This is a genomic window from Pseudomonas sp. A0308 (assembly GCF_044218815.1).
GTDB classification, from domain to species: Bacteria; Pseudomonadota; Gammaproteobacteria; order Pseudomonadales; family Pseudomonadaceae; genus Aquipseudomonas; species Aquipseudomonas iridis.
On the sequence record NZ_CP162581.1, the window covers coordinates 3942644 to 3960621 of the forward strand.

The 17978-nt window shown below is 59.6% G+C and carries 13 protein-coding genes; 8 read left to right on the forward strand and 5 right to left on the reverse strand.

Annotated elements, in window-relative coordinates; all coding sequences use genetic code 11:
* Window position 1: 1 nt before the first annotated feature.
* The 4 genes from dgcA (at window position 2) to AB4P92_RS18205 (ending at window position 6167) form a co-directional block, all read left to right on the forward strand.
* A complete protein-coding gene (dgcA, locus tag AB4P92_RS18190) occupies window positions 2-2062 on the forward strand; it encodes a dimethylglycine demethylation protein DgcA (RefSeq protein WP_395597963.1) in 2061 nt (686 codons plus the stop codon).
* Window positions 2063-2217: 155 nt separating this feature from the next.
* Window positions 2218-4167 carry a dimethylglycine demethylation protein DgcB gene (gene dgcB, locus AB4P92_RS18195; RefSeq protein ID WP_395597964.1) on the forward strand — a complete coding sequence of 650 codons (1950 nt, stop codon included), beginning with the start codon at window positions 2218-2220 and terminating at the stop codon, window positions 4165-4167.
* Window positions 4167-5387 carry an electron transfer flavoprotein subunit alpha/FixB family protein gene (locus AB4P92_RS18200; protein ID WP_150598113.1) on the forward strand — a complete coding sequence of 407 codons (1221 nt, stop codon included), beginning with the start codon at window positions 4167-4169 and terminating at the stop codon, window positions 5385-5387. Before dgcB ends, AB4P92_RS18200 begins: the two co-directional genes overlap by 1 nt.
* Before the next feature lie 9 nt (window positions 5388-5396).
* The gene (locus AB4P92_RS18205; protein ID WP_395597965.1) at window positions 5397-6167 is read left to right on the forward strand and encodes an electron transfer flavoprotein subunit beta; all 771 of its coding nucleotides are present in this window, start codon (window positions 5397-5399) and stop codon (window positions 6165-6167) included.
* A gap of 207 nt (window positions 6168-6374) precedes the next feature.
* Here the strand turns inward: AB4P92_RS18205 and AB4P92_RS18210 are convergent, their stop codons facing one another.
* The 3 genes from AB4P92_RS18210 to gbcA form a co-directional block, all read right to left on the reverse strand.
* Window positions 6375-7901, reverse strand: coding sequence for a lytic polysaccharide monooxygenase (locus AB4P92_RS18210; RefSeq protein ID WP_395597966.1), 1527 nt, complete (start codon window positions 7899-7901; stop codon window positions 6375-6377).
* Between the two features lie 81 nt (window positions 7902-7982).
* On the reverse strand, window positions 7983-8639 hold the full coding sequence (locus AB4P92_RS18215) for a prepilin-type N-terminal cleavage/methylation domain-containing protein (protein ID WP_395597967.1): 657 nt from the start codon (window positions 8637-8639) through the stop codon (window positions 7983-7985).
* Between the two features lie 826 nt (window positions 8640-9465).
* On the reverse strand, window positions 9466-10761 hold the full coding sequence (gene gbcA, locus AB4P92_RS18220) for a glycine-betaine demethylase subunit GbcA (RefSeq protein ID WP_042561455.1): 1296 nt from the start codon (window positions 10759-10761) through the stop codon (window positions 9466-9468).
* 296 nt (window positions 10762-11057) lie between these two features.
* Between gbcA and gbcB the strand changes: the two genes are divergently transcribed.
* Window positions 11058-12158 (forward strand): glycine-betaine demethylase subunit GbcB, encoded by a 1101-nt coding sequence (gene gbcB / locus AB4P92_RS18225; protein WP_042561454.1) that lies wholly within the window; start codon window positions 11058-11060, stop codon window positions 12156-12158.
* Between the two features lie 121 nt (window positions 12159-12279).
* On the opposite strand, the gene AB4P92_RS18230 is transcribed toward gbcB, so the two are convergent.
* Together AB4P92_RS18230 and AB4P92_RS18235 are read right to left on the reverse strand one after the other, a co-directional pair.
* The gene (locus tag AB4P92_RS18230; protein WP_395597968.1) at window positions 12280-13104 is read right to left on the reverse strand and encodes an SDR family oxidoreductase; all 825 of its coding nucleotides are present in this window, start codon (window positions 13102-13104) and stop codon (window positions 12280-12282) included.
* A 191-nt stretch (window positions 13105-13295) separates the two neighbouring features.
* A complete protein-coding gene (locus AB4P92_RS18235; RefSeq protein WP_042561452.1) occupies window positions 13296-14336 on the reverse strand; it encodes a low specificity L-threonine aldolase in 1041 nt (346 codons plus the stop codon).
* 127 nt (window positions 14337-14463) lie between these two features.
* Here AB4P92_RS18235 and AB4P92_RS18240 point away from each other — a divergent pair, with 127 nt between their 5' ends.
* The 3 genes from AB4P92_RS18240 (at window position 14464) to AB4P92_RS18250 (ending at window position 17973) form a co-directional block, all read left to right on the forward strand.
* Entirely contained in the window at window positions 14464-15174 is a 711-nt protein-coding gene (locus AB4P92_RS18240) for a TraX family protein (RefSeq protein ID WP_395597969.1), read from the forward strand.
* 274 nt (window positions 15175-15448) lie between these two features.
* Window positions 15449-16702, forward strand: a complete 1254-nt coding sequence (glyA, locus tag AB4P92_RS18245) for a serine hydroxymethyltransferase (protein WP_042561450.1) — start codon at window positions 15449-15451, stop codon at window positions 16700-16702.
* Between the two features lie 20 nt (window positions 16703-16722).
* Window positions 16723-17973 (forward strand): sarcosine oxidase subunit beta, encoded by a 1251-nt coding sequence (locus AB4P92_RS18250; RefSeq protein WP_047303829.1) that lies wholly within the window; start codon window positions 16723-16725, stop codon window positions 17971-17973.
* Window positions 17974-17978: the final 5 nt, after the last annotated feature.

Below are 17978 nucleotides of genomic sequence, written 5' to 3' on the forward strand. Positions count from 1 at the left end.
CATGGCTTTCGAAGCAATGTTCCAGCCGATCCAGATCGGCAAACTGACCATCCGCAACCGTGTGCTCAGCACCGCGCACGCCGAGGTCTACGCGACTGACGGCGGCATGACCACCGACCGCTACGTCAAGTATTACGAAGAGAAAGCCAAGGGCGGCATCGGCCTGGCGATTTGCGGCGGTTCGTCCAGTGTGGCCATCGACAGCCCGCAAGGCTGGTGGAAATCGGTGAACCTGGCGGACGACCGGATCATCCCGCACTTCCAGAACCTCGCCGACGCCATGCACAAGCATGGCGCCAAGATCATGATCCAGATTACCCACATGGGCCGCCGCTCGCGTTGGGACGGCGAGCATTGGCCAACCCTGCTGTCGCCGTCGGGCATCCGTGAACCGGTGCACCGCGCGACCTGCAAAACCATCGAGCCGGAAGAGATCTGGCGGGTGATCGGCAACTACGCCACCGCTGCTGGCCGCGCCAAGGCCGGTGGTCTGGACGGCGTTGAGCTGTCCGCCGTGCACCAACACATGATCGACCAGTTCTGGAGTCCGCGCGTCAACAAGCGCACCGATGAATGGGGCGGCAGTTTCGAGAACCGCATGCGTTTCGGTCTGGAAGTGCTCAAGGCTGTGCGCAAGGAAGTCGGCGACGATTTCTGCGTCGGCATCCGCTTGTGCGGCGACGAATTCCACCCGGACGGCTTGTCCCACGAGGACATGAAACAGATCGCCAAGTACTACGACGACACCGGCATGCTCGACTTCATCGGCGTAGTCGGTTCGGGTTGCGACACCCACAACACCCTGGCCAACGTTATCCCCAACATGAGTTATCCACCGGAGCCGTTTCTGCACTTGGCGGCCGGGATCAAAGAGGTGGTGAAAGCGCCGGTTCTGCATGCGCAGAACATCAAGGACCCGAACCAGGCCACCCGGATTCTCGAGGGCGGTTATGTCGATATGGTCGGCATGACCCGAGCGCACATCGCCGACCCGCACCTGATCGCCAAGATCAAGATGGGCCAGATCGACCAGATCAAACAGTGTGTGGGCGCCAACTATTGCATCGACCGTCAATACCAAGGTCTGGACGTGCTGTGCATCCAGAACGCCGCGACGTCCCGTGAATACATGGGCGTGCCGCACATCATCGAAAAATCCACCGGCATCAAGCGCAAAGTCGTGGTCGTCGGTGCCGGCCCGGCCGGGATGGAAGCGGCGCGGGTGTCTGCTGAACGCGGCCACGACGTGACGCTGTTCGAGAAGAAAGAATTCATCGGCGGGCAAATCACTACTGCATCGAAAGCACCGCAGCGCGACCAGATCGCCGGCATTACCCGCTGGTTCCAGTTGGAACTGGCGCGGCTGAAAGTCGACCTGCGTTTGGGCACTGCGGCTGATGCCGCGACGATCATGGATTTGCGTCCGGACGTCGTGGTGCTGGCGGTTGGCGGACATCCGTTTCTTGAGCAGAACGAACACTGGGGCGCGGCCGAAGGGTTGGTAGTCAGCAGTTGGGACGTGCTCGACGGCAAGGTTGCGCCGGGCAAGAACGTGCTGGTCTACGACACCATTTGCGAGTTCACCGGGATGTCGGTTGCCGACTTCCTTGCCGACAAGGGCAGCCAGGTCGAGATCGTCACCGACGACATCAAACCGGGTGTGGCCGTTGGCGGTACGTCGTTCCCGACCTACTACCGCAGCATGTATCCGAAAGAAGTGATCATGACCGGCGACATGATGCTCGAGAAGGTCTACCGCGAGGGCGACAAACTGATCGCGGTGCTGGAGAACGAATACACCGGTGCCAAAGAGGAGCGGGTGGTCGATCAGGTGGTCGTGGAAAACGGCGTGCGTCCGGACGAAGAGCTGTACTACGGGCTCAAGGAAGGATCGCGCAACAAGGGCCAGATCGATATCGATGCGTTGTTTGCGATCAAACCGCAGCCATCGCTGAGTACCACGGGTGAGGGCTACTTGCTGTTCCGCATCGGCGACTGCGTGGCGCAGCGCAACACACACGCCGCGATCTACGACGCACTGCGGTTGTGCAAGGATTTCTGACGGCTTGCACCAAACCCTGTGGGAGCGAGCCTGCTCGCGAATGCAATCTGTCAGTTGACGATGATGTCGATTGACTCACCGCTTTCGCGAGCAGGCTCGCTCCCACAGTAAAGCGGATCGTGTTTCTCCAGGTTGCACTGGTGGGAGCTTCACCTATGTTGAACACCCTTCTTCCAATCCTGTTGTTCGCAGCCCTGGGCCTCGCTGTCCTTGGCGCGTTGCGGCGGGTGGCAATGTGGCGTCGGGGCCGGGCCTCGAAGGTCGATCTGATCGGCGGCCTGCTGGCCATGCCCAAGCGTTACATGGTCGATCTTCACCATGTGGTGGCGCGGGACAAATACATCGCCAACACCCACGTGGCCACGGCCGGCGGCGCGGTGGCGTCGATTGTACTGGCGATTCTGGTGCACGGCTTTGGCCTGCATAACCGCATCCTCGGTTACGCCTTGCTGCTGATGTCGGCGGTGATGTTCGTCGGCGCGATCTTCGTTTACCTGCGCCGGCGCAACCCGCCGGCACGGTTGTCGAAAGGCCCGTGGATGCGCCTGCCGAAAAGCCTGCTGGCCTTCTCGGCGTCATTCTTTCTGGTGACGTTGCCGGTGGCCGGGATACTCCCGGAGAACTTCGGTGGCTGGCTGCTGGCAGTGATTCTCGGCATTGGCGTGCTGTGGGGCGTTTCGGAATTGCTCTTCGGCATGACCTGGGGCGGGCCGATGAAGCACGCCTTCGCTGGCGCGCTGCATCTGGCCTGGCACCGTCGTGCCGAACGTTTCGGCGGCGGTCGTTCCACCGGTTTGAAACCGCTGGACCTCAACGACCCGAGCGCACCGCTGGGCGTGGAAAAACCCAAGGATTTCACCTGGAACCAGTTGCTCGGTTTTGACGCCTGCGTGCAGTGCGGCAAGTGTGAAGCCGCGTGCCCGGCGTTCGCTGCCGGCCAGCCGCTGAACCCGAAAAAACTGATTCAGGACATGGTCGTCGGCCTCGCTGGCGGCACCGATGCCAAGTTCGCTGGCAGCCCGTATCCAGGCAAACCAGTCGGCGAGCATGCAGGCAATCCGCATCAACCGATCGTCAACGGTCTGGTCGATGCCGAGACCCTGTGGTCTTGCACCACTTGCCGCGCCTGCGTCGAGGAATGCCCGATGATGATCGAGCACGTCGACGCTATCGTCGACATGCGCCGCCACCTCACCCTGGAAAAAGGCGCAACACCGAACAAGGGCGCCGAGGTGCTGGAAAACCTCATCGCCACCGACAACCCCGGCGGTTTCGCACCGGGCGGGCGGATGAACTGGGCGGCGGATTTGAACCTGAACCTGCTCAGCGAAAAGAAATCCACCGACGTGCTGTTCTGGGTCGGCGACGGCGCCTTCGACATGCGCAACCAGCGCACCTTGCGCGCCTTCGTCAAAGTGCTGAAGGCAGCGAAGGTCGACTTCGCCGTACTCGGTCTTGAGGAACGCGACAGCGGCGACGTGGCCCGCCGTCTCGGCGACGAAGCGACGTTCCAGCAGCTCGCCAAACGCAATATCCAGACCTTGGCCAAGTACAGCTTCAACCGCATCGTCACCTGTGATCCGCACAGTTTTCATGTGCTGAAAAACGAGTACGGCGCGTTCGACGGCAATTACCTGGTGCAGCACCACAGCACCTACATGGCGGAAATCATTCAGGCCGGCGCGCTCAACCTCGGGCAGCACAAAGGCAACAGCGTGACCTATCACGATCCATGCTATCTCGGCCGCTACAACGGCGAGTACGAAGCGCCGCGTGAAGTGCTGCGTGCGCTCGGTATCGAAGTCAAAGAGATGCAACGTTCGGGCTTCCGTTCGCGCTGCTGCGGCGGCGGTGGCGGCGCGCCGATCACCGACATTCCGGGCAAACAGCGTATCCCCGACATGCGCATGGACGACATCCGCGAAACCGGCGCTGAACTGGTGGCCGTGGGTTGTCCACAGTGCACGGCGATGCTCGAAGGCGTGGTCGAACCGCGTCCACTGATCAAGGACATTGCCGAACTGGTCGCCGATGCGCTGCTCGAAGAAGCCGCGCCAAGCAAGCCGACCACGCCGGCCCAACGTGAACCCGCGGAGGCCCACTGATGAGCGACATTATCCGCCGCGATCCGCGCGCCGAATGGATCGCCCGCAACCGACTGCATCCGCTGCACGCGGCGATGCAACCGGCACAACACAGCTGGATGGGGCCGAACGGCGTCATCCGTAAAAACCTGCACGGCATCGGTTTTATTGGCCCCAACGGCATCAAGCGTATCGACCGCAGCGGCGCGCAACAGGGCGGGGCGACTAAGCGTTCCGCCGCTGTAGAGGTGCAATTGCCGCTGCATCAGGTGCCGGCCCCGGCGTTCTACATCAGCGTGGTGCCGGACATGGTCGGTGGCCGCTTGAGCAGCCACGACCGCGACTTGCTGGGTCTTGCCCATGAGTTGGCCGGCAAGGATGGGGCGGTGCTGGCGGTGGTGTTCGGCGAGCACAAGGAAAGCGCATTTGCCACGGCGGGCGTTGATCGCTTGCTGGTGCTCGATGGCGAAGCGTTCAACGGTTATGCACCGGAACAACGGGTGCAGGGCCTGCGGGCTGTGGATAACCAGTTCAGTCCGCGTCACTGGTTGCTGCCGGACAGTCGCAGCGGTGGCGGTGAACTCGGCCGTCGCTTTGCTGCAGCGTTGGGAGAACGTCCGGCCACACGGGTCTGGCAGGTCAAGGATGAGCAATGCATCGGCCGCGCCGGTGCGGGGCTGCAAGACCTGGCGCGTCCGGTCGCTCGATTGATTCTGGCCTCGGCCGAATGCGCAGAACCGGTCAGCGAAACTCGCCACGAAGCGCTGCCCGTGGAGTTATCCACAAGCGTCGCGCGCAGCTTGTCGCGAATCGAGGATCTGGGCGCGGTGGCGGTGGACCCTGCGGCCATTCCGATGGCCGAGGCCGAGTTCATCTTCTCTGGCGGTAACGGGGTCAAGGACTGGGCGCTGTTCCACCAGACTGCTGCCGCACTGGGTGCCACCGAAGGCGCTTCGCGGGTGGCGGTGGACGACGGCTACATGGCGCGTGATCGTCAGGTCGGCGCGTCCGGTACCTGGGTCACTGCGCGGGTGTATGTGGCGGTGGGGATTTCCGGCGCGATCCAGCATCTGCAAGGCATTGGCGCCTGCGACAAAGTGGTGGCGATCAACCTCGATCCGGGTTGCGACATGATCAAACGTGCCGACCTGTCAGTGATCGGCGAGAGCGCAGAGATTCTTCAAGCCTTGATCGCGGCGGTAGCGGCCTACCGCAACGACGCCAAGCGCGATGCGGCTTAAGGAAACGCTATGAACACGAAAATCATCAGTCTGGTTTCAATCGGCGCCCACCCGACCTCCGGCCGCCCACGCCGGGCGGAGCAGGATGCACGGGCAGTGGAACTGGGTTTGCAACTGGCTGGGGACAACCTGCAAGTGCTGCATGCCGGCGATGTCGCGGAACCCGCATTGCGCGCCTATCTGGGCATGGGTCTGGAGCAGATGCATGTGCTGGAGCAACCGGCGGGCGCGGATGCGCTGCCGGCGCTGACGGCTTATCTGCGGGAGGCCGGTGCTCAAGTAGTGCTGACCGGTAGCCAGGCAGAAACCGGCGAGGGCTCGGGCATGTTGCCGTTTCTGCTGGCGGAAGGGTTGGGTTGGCCACTGGTGGTCGGATTGGCCCAGGTCGAGTCGATCAATGATGGCTCGGCATTGGTGTTGCAAGCGCTACCGCGTGGGCAACGTCGCCGGTTGAAGGTGAAATTACCATTTCTGGCGACTGTGGATAACGCAGCGCCGAAGCCGAGGCAGAGTGCGTATGGGCCGGCGCGGCGTGGGCAGTTGGAGGCTGATGACGTCGAAGTTATCGACGATGAGCTTTTGTCTGCCGCCACGCTGCAACCGGCCAAGCCGCGGCCGAAGCGCTTGAAAGTGATCAAGGCCAAAAGTGGTGCTGACAGGATGAAGGCTGCTACGGCTAAGGCCAGTGGTGGCGGGGGGCAGGTGCTCAAGGGCGTGAGCGCCGAAGACGGCGCCCAGGCGATTCTCAAGCTGCTGATCGAAGAGGGTGTGGTCCGTTAACTCAAGGACATGCCAACCCACGCAGGAGTTGGCTTGCCGACGATAGCGGCACAACAGTCAAAATATAACTGACTGATACACCGCCATCGCCGGCAAGCTGATCTTCATGTGGATAACGCTCCCTACCCGTTGCAGTTCAAGTCCATCGTCCACAGTGGTGTTGCTCGAAATAAGGCGCCATGCGACGTGTACTTGCGCACTGTTGATTCATTCAACTTCATCCCAGGCATCTTTCCACGAAGAGCCTGCCCCTGGGGCATAAGCCCACGCGGCGCCGGCACACCAGGCAGTGACAGGTTCGGGTTTGCACTGATAGTTTTTGCCCGCGTTAGTCACGATATCGCCGGCCCTATACGGGGTGCCTTCTTTGTAGGCCGGGTACTCTCCGCCGTCGCTGGCTGGCGTCACGGTAAATTCGAACTCCGCTTGGTCCGTTTTGCCATTTTTCGGATCGCGAACATTCAAGCGGGCCGTGAACTTGCCTGGCTGTGTGACGGGTAATGCGATGCCGCTGACGGTCGGGCCGTCCTGTGCGCCTGTCATCCCTGGAACGGCCCACTGAAAGAGCAGGGCGCCATTACTTGCCGATGATGACGTGCCGTTGAACGTAAAGGGTTGTCCCGTCTTCAATGTCGCAGGCCCGGTGATGCGCGCGACCGGTGGCGCCGGATTAACAGGGCCTGGATCCTCGCCTGCAATGATCGACATGGCCTGGCTGTAACCTTTTTGAGTGGCATAAGTCGAGTTGCTTGAAGGGTTCTGCACGTTGTAAGTAACGGTCGAACCCTGCAACTCGCCAATTCTGGCGATAGCGGGGTCGACCTGGTCAGCTATTTCCTTGCCCCATCGAGCAGGCGGCAAATTAGCTGCGCTGATTTTATGGATGATATCGACCAGCTCTTTTTTTGCCCCATCGTTACCGAAGATCCGAAAGTGCACAGAATCACCGGGCTTGAGGGCACCCATGTCGCCGTTGATAAAGCTGCCGATATTGTGAGGTTCTTCGGGTACACCTCCACCTTTGAAACTCACGTCCGAACACGAAATGAAAAACTCGCCATTCGGGTCGTTTCGTATCCAGATGCCGACAACCAGCCCATTCCCTGAAAGCCCGTCAGGGATAGTTCTGACTATCTCGAAATATCCTGATGCGCCGGGTAGTCTGGGTGGCGTCAGCCAGTTTGTTTTTGCGACGGTGAAGACTTCTTCCTGGCCCAACTGCACCAGATCGCCCCACTTTAGTTTGTCAGTCGCCGAATCGAAGCCTTGTTTACTGGTAAATGCATAGAACCTGCTGGGTACATGGGGTGCGGTGCCAATGAGTCGCAGGGTCAGTGCCTGCCCGGCTACAACGTCGGTCTTGGTCCAGTAGGGTGTGGGGTAATCCAGGCTGGCCTTTCTGGGGTCATTCGCGGCGCAGATCTGGTCATCTTTGATAATGGCCTTGATCTGATCCAACGATGGATTATCAATCTCCGGGATGTGTGCAACCTCATTCCATTGTTGGGCGGCGAATACTCTTTCGGCAGGGGTATTAAAGAGTTTGGCTGATTCGCGGCAACCTTTATCGACGATGGAGGAACCATCCTCTGATTGCCAGTAGCCTCCGGTAGCCTGGCAGTTCACCGCACGTGATGCCGGGAAATCCAGGGCGCCATGTGCCCAACTCAAGGTCGGCGCCAAACACAAAGCTGCCAGCGTCCATTTGAGAAATCCTTTTGTGTATTTATTCATGCTCTAGTCCACCTTCAATTCAGATAAACAAGTTCCGAACTGCTGGAACGATCAGTGTGCTTGTTCAATTGGCATTATTGGTTAGCGGATCTCCACGGGAGTGATGCAAGTTGCAGAGTTGTTCTGCCCAGGGCCAGACAGAAACATCCACCCTTGATTACAGCCTTGCCCTGTAAAGCTGTGATTGATGACTGAAAGTTGATTGGCTCGAATGGCTTGTCGCCCGCCACCCCGGCCGGCAGTGCCGGCCAGTGGACAAGCAAAGGCCCGGCGCAGGTAGCGGCGCTCCAGCAGGGTTTGCAGAGAGTCGGGGGTGCGATAGGGGCTCAGTGTCAGGCGAATGGAGGTCGAGTAATTGCGCAGCACGGCTTGCCGGGCTTTGGTGTGTTGGCGCAAGTGCCGGGGCATGCCCTTCTCGACTAATGCCTGAAGAGAGGGCGGGTGACCGCTGTCGTTGATAGTTTTTTCAATACGACTGTCGTGGCTGGCTTCTTTGCAGGAGTCAATCGCACGGCGTTTTTCCCGCAACGAACGTTGCAGGTCAAGTCCCCGGTTGCGTTTATCCATCAACGCCGTCAGCGGATAAGCCACTGTCGAAAGCGTGGCCTGTAAGGCCAACGTCAGTAGTAATTCAATCAGCGTAAAACCTTTGGCGCAGTGATGGCTGGGCGTGCCCTGCCACATCACTGGTCTACCTCCTTTTATAACGCCAAGGACTTCTGCATTAACCCAGGCCATTGGATATAACTGCAAAAGTGAGTGTAGATGAACTTTTCGCCCGAGTATTTTTGCGCAATTTCAATCAAGCAGCATGTTACTCACAATCGCTGTGCACACGCTTGTGGATAAGTTGTTCGCGGTTCTCTGTAGGGCACGTGAAACAGGGCCTGTAGCCTGCTGTATGAAAACTGATCAGGCTAACCCACGGTTTTTACGGGTTTTTTTGTGTGGATAAGGCTCCTGCTTATTTTCGATTTGCCCCCAAAGTCTGTTGGCGTTTCTGTGGATAAGATGTTCGCTATTGGCCACAGGCCTTGTATATAAAGGCTTTAAGACATTTGGTCAAATAGTGATCAATGTGCTGCGGAATACCAATTAAAACCCTGAAAGCCTCGGTTTATGACGGTTTGGCGTGGTTTTCCACAGAGCCGGTAAAGTTACCCCCGATCTCTGTTGGCGCTTCTGTGGATAAGGTGTTCGTCATCCTCTGCAAGCCATACAAACCGCTGCATACAGAGATGTGGTCAAAAAACGTTCAATAGTCATCGCAAACCATGCTTTTGCATAAGTCACGGTTTTTCTTCACAAATCAGTGGGTTATTTTTCGAGTCATCCACAGTTGTCCCCATTTGCTGTGGGTGGGTATGTGGATAAGTTGTTTGCGGAAGGCTGGGGGGCTTGGCGGGTATGGTGTGTGGCGTGATTGATCAAAATTCATTCAATTGCAACGGAGCAGAATCCCAGGACGCCATCGCTGGCAGGCTAGCTCCTGAAGGCTTCGGGGGCTCACAACTTATGTGTACACCGCAGAACCCTGTGGGAGCTGGCTTGCCAGTGATGCTTTTTATCCTTGAACGGGCACACCCTTGAGATACGGCGCAGGCTCAGCCCCAAGGTTGCTCAACAACCGCTCGCTGTACCAATCGACGAAATTCACCACACCAAACTCATAGGTCTTCGAGTATGGCCCCGGCTGGTAAGCCGTGGAGTTGATCCCGCGCTGGTTTTCTTCGGCCAGACGCCGATCCTGATCATTGGTCGCATCCCACACCTGGCGCATGCGTTCTACGTCGTAATCGACGCCTTCAACCGCGTCCTTGTGCACGATCCATTTGGTGGTAACCAGGGTTTCCTGGGCGCTGATCGGCCACACGGTGAAGACGATGATGTGATCGCCCATGCAGTGGTTCCACGAGTGCGGCAGGTGCAGGATGCGCATCGAACCGAGATCCGGGTTCTTGATGCGGCCCATCAGTTTGGCGCAGCCCTGTTTGCCGTCGAGGGTCATCGACACGGTGCCCTTGAGCAGCGGCATACGCACGATGCGGTTGCGCAGGCCGAAACTGGCGTGGGCGTACGGGATCTTTTCGGCTTCCCAGGCCGCGGCGGAGGCCGCGACGTGATCCTTGAACGCCTGATCGGCGCGCGGGTCGGTGACGTCGTCCCACTCCAGCAGGGTTTTTAGCAGTTCCGGGTGCGAGGCGTTGCAGTGGTAGCACTCGCGATTGTTTTCCAGCACCAGTTTCCAGTTGGCCTTTTCCACCAGGGTGGTGGTGATTGCCACCTTGGTGTTCTCCATGTCGTACGGTTCCATGTAGTGGTTCAGCGTCGACAGGAAGTCATCGATGGCCGGTGGATTCTCCGCCAGGCTGATAAAGATGTAGCCGCCAGCTGTCTTTACGTTCACCGGTTTGAGGCCGTACTGCTTCATGTCGAAGTCGGCGCCCATTTCGGTACCGGCGAACAGCAGGCGACCGTCCAGCTCATAGGTCCACTGGTGGTAGTGGCAGACCAGTTTGGCGACCTTGCCCTTTTCACTGGTGCACAGGCGCGAGCCACGGTGGCGGCAGACGTTATGGAACGCATGCACCACACCTTCGGCGCCACGGATGACGATGATCGGGTTTTTGCCGACCTGCAGGGTCAGGTAGTTGCCCTTGGTCGGGATTTCGCAGGTCATGCCGGCGATCAACCACTCTTTCTGGAAGATCTCCTGCATGTCGATATCGAACAGCCGTTCGTCGCTGTAGAACGGTTGCGGCAGCGAGAAGGTGCGCTCGCGCTCCTGCAACATTTGGGCGGTGGCCTTGCGTGCGGGTTCCAGCGGATCGCCCAGGCTGATTTTTGCGGTGACGTCCATCGATGTGATCCTCATGGCCATCTGCGTGGCCGGCGAAAGTGGCTAATCAGGTGTGCTGCTAACGGTTGCTACGCAAGGTGTAAAGAATCTGTTTTGGTGTTGGGGCGAGTGTGGGCCCGGCGCAGGGCGGAACCTTATCCATGGGCGACATGGTGCAATCTGTTCCCGACGCGCAACCCCCGGTGGTTGGGGGCTGGTCGCGATAAGTATGCCGATGTCGCGGATAGGTAAACGGGCGGTCTGCGCTATACGCAGAATCGCCACATGAAGGCCGACAGTCGGCCGTGGAGAACAGCATGTCCAACAGCTTCCTGAATCCGGTCACCACCCAGACCTGGGCCAATGGTCGACACATTGTCCGTTGCGTCAAAGTCATCCAGGAAACCTGGGACGTGCGCACCTTCTGCTTCATGGCCGATCAGCCGATCCTGTTCTTCTTCAAGCCCGGGCAGTTCGTCACCCTGGAGCTGGAAATCGAAGGCCAGCCGATCATGCGTTCGTACACCATTTCCAGTTCGCCGTCGGTGCCTTACAGCTTTTCGGTGACGATCAAACGGGTGCCGGGCGGCAAGGTTTCCAACTGGTTGCACGACACGCTGCATGAAGGCCAGGAGCTGGCGGTGCACGGGCCGGTCGGGCTGTTCAATGCCATGGACTATCCGAGTCCGAAAGTCCTGTACCTCAGCGGCGGCGTCGGTATTACGCCGTGCATGTCGATGGCGCGCTGGTTCTACGACACCAACGCCAACGTCGACATGACCTTTGTCCACAGCGCGCGCTCGCCCAAAGACATCATTTACCACCGCGAGCTGGAACACATGGCCTCGCGGATCGACAACTTCAGCCTGCACCTGATCTGTGAGAAGCACGGCTTGGGTGAGCCGTGGGCCGGGTATCGCGGTTACCTCAATCACAAGATGCTCGAATTGATGGTGCCGGACTTCCTCGAGCGCGAAGTGTTCTGCTGCGGGCCGACGCCGTACATGCACGCCGTCAAGCGGCTGCTGGAAGCCGCCGGTTACGACATGTCGCGCTACCACGAAGAATCCTTCGGTGCCACGCCCCCCGAGGCTCGCGCCGATGCTGTCGAACAGGCCGAGCAGGCAGCCGACGCCCCGGAAATCGACGCGGCGGATCTGCATCAGGTGGAATTCACTTCGTCCGGCAAGAGCATTCGTGTGGCACCGGGCGAGACCGTGCATGCGGCGGCGGCCAAGCTCGGCCTGATGATCCCGAAAGCCTGCGGCATGGGGATTTGCGGGACGTGCAAGGTGCTCAAGCTTGGGGGCGAAGTGGAGATGGAGCACAACGGCGGGATTACCGAGGACGACGAGGCGGAAGGATTTATCTTGTCGTGCTGCAGCGTGCCGAAGGGCGACGTGCGCATCGAGTTCTAAAGATTGGCGCAAATCCAATGTGGGAGCGAGCCTGCTCGCGAATGCGATGTGTCATTCAGCATCTGCGTTTTCTGACACGGCCTATTCGCGAGCAGGCTCGCTCCCACAGGGGTTATGGATTTCAATCTACGAAGAGGTCGGGCATCAGGGTTGCGTCGCTGTCCGGCTCGAAGCGATAGTGATTGAATTCGCTTACACCGCTCTCGCGCAAAATCTCCTCATCAATCAGCAATCGCCCCGTGATCTGCCGCTTGCTGCTACTCAAAATCACATACGCCGCATCCGCCATGATCTCGGGCGTGCGCGCATGCTTGAACGACTCTCTGTTGCCCAACTGAAACTCAATCGCTGCCGTGGCAATCATTGTCTGCGGCCACAGTGAGTTGACGCTGATCCCATACCCGGCGAATTCCTCGCTCATGCCCAGTGTCAGCATGCTCATGCCGTATTTGGTCACGGTATACGGACTGTACTGGGCGAACCACTTGGTCGCCAGGTTCAGTGGTGGCGACAGGTTGAGAATGTGCCCGGCGGATTTCTTCAGATAGGGCAGGGCGGCCTGGCTGCACAGCAGCACTGCGCGGGTGTTGATCTGGTGCATCAGGTCGAAACGCTTGAGTTCGATGTGTTGCACGCCGGTCAATTTGATCGCCCCGGCGTTGTTCACCAGCGCATCGATGCTGCCGAAATGTTCGTTGGCCTGCGCTAACGCCTGGCGCACCGCTTCGTCGTCACGCACATCCAGTTGCAACGCCAAGGCTTTGCCGCCCGCCGCTTCGACTTCCGCGGCGACGCTGTGGATGGTGCCGGGCAACTTGGCGTGGGGTTCGGCGCTTTTCGCCGCAATGACAACATTTGCTCCGTCCCTGGCGGCTCGCAGCGCAATCTCACGGCCAATGCCACGGCTGGCGCCGGTGATGAACAGGGTTTTGCCTTGTAACGACATGCCGATGCTCCTGCTTATTGTTATGTGAGCGGAGGGCTCGACAGACAATGTAGACCAAGCGCAGAAAGGCAATCGACGAAGGGGCCGTGTAGGAGTTGCCGCAGGCTGCGATCTTTTGATTCTGTTTTTAGGATCAAGATCAAAAGATCGCAGCCTGCGGCAGCTCCTACAGGTAGAGGGGTTGTGTCAGGTCAGGCGCTCATGACTTCGCGGATGTCGCGCGCCAGTTCGCGTACGCGCTCTTCCTCGGTATCCCACGAGCACATGAAGCGTGCCCCGCCCTTGCCAATGAAGGTGTAGAAGCGCCAGCCGCGTTCGGTCAGCGCGGCGATGGCCGGCTCGGACAGTTGCAGGAAAACGCCGTTGGCCTGGACCGGGAACATCAGCTCGACACCCGGAATGTCGCTGACCAGTTCGGCCAGCAGTTGTGCGCAGTGGTTGGCGTGGCGGGCGTATTTGAGCCAGGCGTCGTTTTCGAGGATGCCCACCCACGGTGCCGACAGAAAGCGCATCTTCGAGGCCAGCTGTCCGGCCTGTTTGCAGCGGTAATCGAAGTCTTCGGCCAGTTTGTGGTTGAAGAACAGGATCGCTTCACCGACGGCCATGCCGTTTTTGGTGCCACCAAAACACAACACATCAACACCGGCCTTCCAGGTCAGATCCGCTGGCGAGCAGCCGAGGAACGCGCAGGCGTTGGAGAAACGCGCACCGTCCATGTGCAGGTTCAGGCCCAGCTCTTTGCAGGTGGCGCTGATGGCGCGGATTTCTTCCGGGGTGTAGACGCTACCGACTTCAGTGGCCTGGGTCAGGGTCACGACACGCGGTTTAGGGTAGTGAATGTCCTGACGCTTGAGCGCGACTTCGCGGATCGAGGCCGGGGTGATCTTGCCGTTTTCAGTGCCGGCGATCAGCAGTTTCGAGCCGTTGGAGAAGAATTCCGGGGCGCCACATTCGTCGGTTTCGACGTGGGCGGTTTCCGAGCAGATCACGCTGTGATAACTCTGGCACAGCGACGACAGGGCCAGCGAGTTGGCGGCGGTGCCGTTGAAGGCGAAGAAGACTTCGCAATCGGTGTCGAACAGCTTGCGGAAATGGTCGGCCGCGCGAGCGGTCCATTCATCGTCGCCGTAAGCGCGTTGGTGGCCGTGGTTGGCCTGTTCCATGGCAGCCCAGGCTTCAGGGCAAATACCGGAATAGTTGTCGCTGGCGAATTGTTGGCTCTTGTCGGTCATGGCCGGCTTCCGTGATCGAAACGCTTGTGGCGCTTCGTTGGTCAATGATGGTGCGCACTTTACCGAAGATCTTCCGGGGAGCACACGAGATGTCGCTGTCAAAACTCTACAAGGACACGGGCCGATTATGCACCTGAGCAATCGCGACGGCGCGCTGGATCTGCTCAAGTGGCTGGCACTGTTGAGCATGTTGCTCGATCACCTGCGATATGTCGGGTTCTCCGTCGATTGGCTGTATGTGCCTGGGCGGTTGGCGTTTCCATGGTTTTGTCTGGCAATGGCGGCGAATCTTGATCGTGCGGGTGCGCGCAAGACCGAGTGGGGGTATCTGGGCTGGTTGCTGTTGTTCAGCCTGGTCAGCGAGATTCCGTATCGGTTGTACATTCCTGATCCCGACACGTTGAACGTCATGCCGACGCTGGCGCTGGGATTGCTGGTGGCGCGGGGCTGGCAGGATAGAGCGCTGGTTCCGCGACTGCTCGGCGTTGGCGCGTTGCTGCTTTCTGCGTTGTTCTCGGAACGGCTGATGTTCGGTTTCTTTGGTGTTTTGCTGCCGCTGGCGACGTTGTGGGTGATTCGTCGCCCGTGGTATTTCGCGGTGTTGCCGGGGCTGGTGTGCCTGGCGGCGAATCAGTGGCGGGTGTTGTTTGAATCTGCGCGGTTCGGCAATGAGTTGGCGATCTTCGGCCTTATCATTTGCCTGATTGCGCCATGGCTGGGAATGTTCCTGTTGCGACATGCCCGGTCACTTTATCCGCCACCCATGCGCCGCTGGGCGTACGCCCTCTATCCGGGCCATTTCCTCCTGCTACTACTTATCCGCCAGATCGCCGCCTAACCCTGTGGGAGCTGGCTTGCCAGCGATAGCGGTGGGTCAGCCTCCATCAATGCCAGATGTGCCACCGCCATCGCTGGCAAGCCAGCTCCCACAGGGTTCTCCAGTGTTTTTGAGATCGAGTCTGGCAAGGGCTTTTCCCGCCATGTCGTAAACGCACCTTTGCGTGGCGTCCGTAGGCATTTGAGCTGTCTGCGCCGGTCATACCATCGCATCAAAGGGCACGCAGGTGCCTGACCGAGACGAATGGCGCACCGCCGCCGCTGGGAGAGACGCGATGTTCAGCAAGCAAGACCAGATCCAGGGTTACGACGATGCACTGCTGGCGGCGATGAATGCCGAGGAGCAACGTCAGGAAGATCACATCGAGCTGATCGCGTCGGAGAACTACACCAGCAAACGCGTGATGCAAGCCCAAGGCAGCGGCCTCACCAACAAATACGCCGAAGGCTATCCGGGCAAGCGCTACTACGGCGGCTGCGAGCATGTGGATAAAGTCGAAGCGCTGGCCATCGAGCGCGCCAAGCAACTGTTCGGCGCCGATTACGCCAACGTCCAGCCGCACTCCGGTTCCTCGGCCAACAGCGCCGTGTACCTGGCGTTGATCCAGCCGGGCGACACCATTCTGGGCATGAGCCTGGCCCACGGTGGTCACTTGACCCACGGCGCCAAAGTGTCTTCCTCGGGCAAGCTCTATAACGCCGTGCAGTACGGGATCAACACCGATACCGGCCTGATCGATTACGACGAGGTCGAGCGTCTGGCCGTTGAGTGCCAGCCGAAAATGATCATCGCCGGCTTCTCGGCTTACTCCAAGACTCTGGATTTCCCGCGCTTCCGCCAGATCGCCGACAAGGTCGGTGCGCTGCTGTTCGTCGACATGGCTCACGTCGCCGGTCTGGTCGCGGCCGGTCTGTACCCGAATCCGCTGCCGTACGCCGACGTGGTCACCACCACCACGCACAAAACCCTGCGCGGCCCGCGTGGTGGCTTGATCCTGGCCAAGTCCAACGAAGAAATTGAAAAGAAACTCAACTCTGCGGTGTTCCCTGGCGCTCAGGGTGGCCCGCTGATGCACGTCATCGCCGGTAAAGCCGTGTGCTTCAAGGAAGCGCTGGAGCCTGGCTTCAAGGCATATCAGCAACAAGTGATCGACAACGCCCAGGCGATGGCGAGCGTATTTATCAAACGTGGCTACGATGTAGTGTCCGGCGGGACTGACAACCATCTGTTCCTGGTCAGCCTGATCCGTCAGGGCCTGACCGGCAAAGACGCCGATGCCGCCCTCGGCCGTGCACACATCACCGTCAACAAGAACGCGGTGCCGAACGATCCGCAGTCGCCGTTCGTGACGTCCGGTCTGCGCATCGGCACCCCGGCCGTCACGACTCGCGGCTTCAAAGTGACGCAGTGCACTGAACTGGCCGGCTGGATCTGCGACATCCTCGATAACCTTGGCGATGCCGATGTTGAGGCGGATGTGGCGAAAAACGTCGCGGCCCTGTGCGCTGACTTCCCGGTTTATCGCTGAGCGTTCTGGAGTACATGACTATGCAACGCTATTCGGGCTTCGGCCTCTTCAAACACTCGCTCAGCCACCACGAAAACTGGCAGAAGATGTGGCGCACGCCGACCCCGAAAAAGGTCTACGACGTGGTCATCGTCGGCGGCGGCGGGCACGGTCTGGCAACTGCTTATTACCTGGCAAAAGAGCACGGCATCACCAACGTCGCCGTGGTCGAGAAAGGCTGGCTGGGCGGCGGTAACACCGCGCGCAACACCACCATCGTGCGTTCCAACTATCTGTGGGACGAGTCGGCGCATCTGTACGAACACGCGATGAAATTGTGGGAAGGCCTGTCGCAGGACTTGAACTACAACGTGATGTTCTCCCAGCGCGGCGTCTACAACCTGTGCCACACCTTGCAGGATATCCGCGATTCCGAACGTCGGGTCAGCGCCAACCGCCTCAACGGCGTCGATGGCGAGTTGCTCAACACTGAGCAAGTCGCCAACGAGATTCCGTACCTCGATTGCTCGAAAAACACCCGCTACCCAGTGCTCGGCGCAACCGTCCAGCGTCGCGGCGGCGTCGCCCGTCACGATGCCGTGGCGTGGGGCTTTGCCCGTGCTGCTGATGCTTTGGGCGTGGACTTGATCCAACAGACCGAAGTCATCGGTTTCCGCAAAGAAAACGGCGTGTGCATCGGCGTTGAAACCAACAAGGGTTTTATCGGCGCCAAGCGCGTCGGCGTGGTGACGGCCGGTAACTCCGGGCACATGGCCAAACTCGCCGGTTTCCGTCTGCCAATCGAATCCCACCCGCTGCAAGCACTGGTGTCCGAGCCGATCAAACCGATTATCGACAGCGTGATCATGTCCAACGCCGTGCACGGTTACATCAGCCAGTCCGACAAGGGCGACCTGGTGATCGGCGCCGGTATCGACGGCTACAACGGTTACGGCCAGCGTGGTTCGTACCCGGTGATCGAGCACACCATTCAGGCCATCGTCGAGATGTTCCCGGTGTTGTCCCGTGTACGCATGAACCGCCAGTGGGGCGGCATCGTCGACACCACGCCGGATGCGTGCCCGATCATTTCGAAAACCCCGGTGCCGAACATGTTCTTCAACTGCGGTTGGGGCACCGGTGGCTTCAAGGCAACACCTGGCTCGGGCAACGTGTTTGCCGCGAGCCTGGCCAAGGGTGAAATGCACCCGTTGGCCGCACCTTTCTCCATCGACCGTTTCCACAACGGTGCGTTGATCGATGAACACGGCGCTGCTGCGGTTGCCCACTAACAGGA